The sequence below is a fragment of the Winogradskyella sp. genome (assembly GCF_013042245.1).
Classification (GTDB): domain Bacteria; phylum Bacteroidota; class Bacteroidia; order Flavobacteriales; family Flavobacteriaceae; genus Winogradskyella.
In genome coordinates this window covers 1-4,765 of record NZ_JABDQL010000094.1, presented here as the reverse complement: position 1 = coordinate 4,765, position 4,765 = coordinate 1, and the positions used below count along the sequence as shown (strand labels likewise).

The following is a 4,765-nucleotide window of genomic DNA, read 5'->3' as shown; positions in this document are numbered from 1 at the left end:
TGCTTTAAACCTATTGAAGAATGAACATTCTAAAAAACTATCTATGAAAAGCAAAAGGCTTGAAGCTGGGTGGAATGAAGACTATTTGCTCAAAATATTAAATTTAAAAGTATGATTTTGCCCTGTTTGTTAACCTAACACCTTTTAAACCTTTAATTTATTAGATACCGCTATACTGCGGCATTAATTAGACCTAGCCAAGTTTTCTGTGACTGCATCTTGAAAACTAGGAATCTCATTAATATGCATCATCATGTACTTGAGCAATAGCTCTTCCGCTTGGCTCGTTCATGTTTTTAAATGCCTCATCCCATTCTAAAGCTATCGCAGTACTACATGCTACACTAGCTTCTTGTGGCACACTTAACGCCGCTGCATCACTAGGAAAATGCTCTTCAAAAATAGAACGGTAATAAAACTCTTCTTTGTTAAGCGGTGTATTTATTGGAAATCTAAACTTCGCATTTGCCAATTGTTCGTCTGTTACTTCTTGCTCTACAATTTCTTTAAGAGTGTCTATCCAACTATAACCAACGCCATCGCTAAATTGCTCTTTCTGTCTCCAAGCTACAGATTCTGGTAACATATCCTCAAATGCTTTACGGATAACCCATTTTTCCATGCGTTCGCCATTAATCATTTTATCTTTAGGATTGATACGCATGGCCACGTCCATAAATTCTTTATCTAAAAATGGTACACGACCTTCAATTCCCCATGCCATTAAACTTTTGTTGGCACGTAAACAATCGTACATGTGTAATTTATCTAATTTACGTACAGTTTCTTCATGAAATTCTTGGGCATTTGGCGCTTTATGAAAATATAAATAGCCTCCAAATATTTCATCCGCACCTTCGCCAGATAATACCATTTTAATTCCCATAGACTTGATGACTCGCGCCATCAAATACATTGGAGTTGAAGAACGTATCGTTGTAATATCGTAAGTTTCAATATTGTAAATGACATCTTTAATAGCATCTAAACCTTCTTGAATTGTGAATTTAATTTCATGATGCACAGTACCAATATAATCTGCTACTTTTTGGGCTGCAGCCAAATCTGGAGAACCTTCTAAACCAACAGAAAAACTATGTAATTGCGGCCACCACGCTTTTTCTTTATCATCTGCCTCAATACGTCTTTCTGAGTATTTTTTTGCAATGGCAGAAGTTACTGAAGAATCTAATCCACCAGATAACAATACACCATAAGGCACATCACTCATTAATTGTCTATGTACTGCATCTTCCAAAGCTTGTTTTACTTCTGCTATACTTGTTTCATTGTCTTTTACAGTATGGTATTCAGACCAGTCGCGTTTGTACCATTTTACTAATTTTCCATCACAACTACTCATGTAATGTCCTGGAGGAAACAATTCAATCTTTGTACAAACACCTTCTAAAGCTTTTAATTCTGAGGCTACGTAAAATGTTCCGTCTTTATCCCAACCCATATATAATGGAATAATTCCCATATGGTCACGAGCGATGAAATATTCATCTTTTTCAACATCGTAAATGGCAAAACCAAAAATACCATTCATATCATCAACAAAATCATGTCCTTTTTCTTGATACAATGCCAAAATAACTTCACAATCACTTTCCGTTTGAAATTTATAATCTGGAAATTGCGCACGTAATTCTCTATGATTATAGATTTCTCCGTTTGCTGCTAGAATTAGTTTTTCGTCAGCACTAAAAAGTGGTTGCTTTCCAGATGCAGGATCGACAATTGCCAAACGCTCATGCGCCATGATTGCTTTTTCGTTACTATAAATTCCGCTCCAATCTGGACCACGATGTCTAATAAATTTTGCCATTTCTAAAACCTGAGGTCTTAGAGTTTCTGATTTCTGTTTTATATCAAACGCACATACAATTCCGCACATAACTATTATTTTAAATATTATTATGAAGCAAATATGAGTTTAAACTTTCATTTAATAAATATAAATTTAATTATTAGTTACAATATGAAACTAAAAATAGCTATTTTTAATTAATAATAAAACAAAAAGTTATCATATAAAGCCTTTCTACTATCAATATGTAAATTTTAATAATTCTTTACAACCGATACGTTAAATAACTCACTAATTTTAAATTTTAAAATTTAATTATCACTTATGAAAAATTCAAGATTATTAACCACTATCGCTTTCGCTTTTATGATGCTAGTATCATACAATGTAGATGCTCAAAAATTTAGAGACTTAGATAAAAGCCCAATGGATGCTACTTCTATAGGAAGAGGAAACAAACAATTAGCAAAAGTATATTACAGTAGACCACAGCTCAAAGGAAGAACTGTAGGAACTGATTTAGCACCTTACGGAAAAGTTTGGAGAACTGGAGCAAATGAAGCTACTGAATTAATACTACATGTTGACATGAACCTCAACGGAACAAAATTAAAAGCTGGAGCATATTCTTTATTTACAATTCCTGGAGAAAAAGAGTGGAAAATTATTGTAAGTTCTGATTTAAATAACTGGGGTGCTTCTGGTTACAAAAAAGAAAACATAGTTGCTAGTATTAAAGTTCCTGTAACCATGAGCGACAAATCTTTAGAAGCCTTTTCTATGGCTTTTGTACCATCTGATGATGGTGTACACTTGCATATGGGCTGGGATAAAGTTAGAGTTGCTGTACCTTTTACGAAATAAGAAATTATTTATATTACTCACTACTCATAAAAAAAGCTCTGATAATTATCGTTATCAGAGCTTTTTTATTGGATATTATTAAAGTGACGGAACATCCGCCCAATTTTCTCCAGACTTAATTCTATTAAGCTGAGTTGTTGTTACTCCAAAGCGTTTTGCTATAATTTTTAATCTTGTACGCCTATTTGGATTATTAAGTATTTTTTTAATAAGTCTTACATTGTTCTCAGTTAGTTTTGCATAAGGGCGCTTTATCTTTTTCTTTGCTTCGATGAAAACAGGATTCTTCCATTGGTGCAACTCTTTTTCTCGTTTTGTTACCCATTTTAGATTTCTCACTTCGTTATTCAGTTTATCATAATCTAAGTGAATAACATAAATTCCATCGCCTTGTTCTAAAAAGTGATTTGCTACTAATTTATGCACATAATAACCTTTAAAAATGCGTCTTTTAGAATTCTTATAAAATTTAAATTTATTTGTTTTTATTTTAACATGGGGATAGCCGTTAAGATTGTAAGGTTTTATAAGTTTTGTTTCATTATCTACCTCGCGTAATAATCTACCATAGTTTGAAATATAAATTATTTCGGAATATAAGATATCGTGGGATTCTGGATATACAAGGTGTTTCCATGTCTCACCTCTGTAAGATTTTATAGAACTAAATAGCATTTTTGAGTTAACGGGATTGTCTTACTAACAATGTTAAATATACTGTTTTTTTATTAATAGAATACAGTAGTGTCCGATAAAAATACGTAATTGATTAATATGGTCTTTTAAGCTCAATAAAACTGTTTCAAATTTACTTCTATTCAAAAGCATGGTATCTATGTGAATATTTCGAGCTGATTATCGGGTGGTTTATTGGTTAATTGAGCCCATTTCTGATCAGGGTTTTCAAGAAATTTCGACAGGTTAATATATGTCATCAGATGTAGTCTTATAATGCTCACCATATTGGAGTATGACCAGCTACGCTTAATTTTACGTTGAATGACTAACATTATTAATTGGATAATTAGTGCCGTCCAAATCTGTATTTCAATTGCATTTTGATTATCTCCAAGAAAGTATTTTAATGGGAAGTTTTGTTTCAATCGCTTAAACATTGTTTCTATTTGCCACCTATGCTTGTAAATATCAGCTACTTTGTCTGGTGATATTTCTTTGTTGTTAGTTATAAACTCATACAACTTTTCTTTCTCGCTATCCCAATATGCAACTCTTCTAATTTCAATGGATTTTCCATCTTTTGTAACTTCTATCAGTTCATCTTTTAACACGGCATCACTGGTTTTATCATCTAAGTCAAACTCTTTTATACTTTTATAGACAGCATTGTCCTTTTGTCGAGTCACAAAGTAAACATCGTCCAATGTCCATTGTAAATATTGGTTGTAATCGGTGTACGCTTTATCAAAAACAACAAAAGAGTCTTTCTCTAACTTTAGCTCCTTTAGAAATGTGTGATCATGCGTAGCGGCACTACTAAAGCGAATTAGGCAAGGAACATCTTCCATAGCATTTATCATGGTGTGAATCTTAATTCCACCTTTTTTCTTACCATTAATAGGATTGCGTCCCACACCTTTAAGGATATTTGTAAATAAACTAATCGTGGAGGAATCAACAATCTTCAAATTCTTTACTGGAGGCTTTAAAGCGCTACTGTCCGATAAAAATGGAGCATAACGTTCATATAATGTACGATAGATATCTGCAAAGACCTTACTGCTTCTGTTTTTATTAGCATCAGAAATAGTACTTCGTTTAGGAAAATATTGAAGATTTAGATGACTTATACGTCCTTCACAGGCTAGCATAGCAGAGGTAAGTTCTCTTAACGAAGATACACCGCTCATGGTAGCATAAATCATTGTTACTAAATGATCGTATGTTTTAAATCGTTTATAATACTTATCGCTATTATGTGCTTCTGCTGTCCGAGAAATATCTGCAGGTAAAATATGTTCTAAAATTTGCTTTACGACAGGAGTTCCACTAAAGTTTGTACTTTTGTTCATATCTCTTTTTTTGGTCGAAATGAAGATATAAATAAAGTGGGAAATCCTATATTGGAAA

The 4,765-nt window shown here is 32.8% G+C and carries 4 protein-coding genes; 1 reads left to right on the top strand and 3 read right to left on the bottom strand.

Features of this window, described 5'->3' with window-relative positions:
* Positions 1-238: 238 nt before the first annotated feature.
* Positions 239-1,900, bottom strand: a complete 1,662-nt coding sequence (asnB, locus tag HKP48_RS07760) for an asparagine synthase B (protein ID WP_296344542.1) — start codon at positions 1,898-1,900, stop codon at positions 239-241.
* 237 nt (positions 1,901-2,137) lie between these two features.
* Here asnB and HKP48_RS07755 point away from each other — a divergent pair, with 237 nt between their 5' ends.
* Positions 2,138-2,677: a DUF2911 domain-containing protein gene (locus HKP48_RS07755; RefSeq protein WP_296344539.1), complete on the top strand. Its 540-nt coding sequence runs from the start codon at positions 2,138-2,140 to the stop codon at positions 2,675-2,677.
* Positions 2,678-2,755: 78 nt separating this feature from the next.
* Here HKP48_RS07755 and HKP48_RS07750 read toward each other — a convergent pair whose 3' ends face one another.
* On the bottom strand, positions 2,756-3,352 hold the full coding sequence (locus tag HKP48_RS07750) for an HNH endonuclease (protein ID WP_296344536.1): 597 nt from the start codon (positions 3,350-3,352) through the stop codon (positions 2,756-2,758).
* A gap of 158 nt (positions 3,353-3,510) precedes the next feature.
* Entirely contained in the window at positions 3,511-4,707 is a 1,197-nt protein-coding gene (locus HKP48_RS07745) for an IS4 family transposase (RefSeq protein ID WP_296344534.1), read from the bottom strand.
* Between the last annotated feature and the right edge of the window lie 58 nt (positions 4,708-4,765).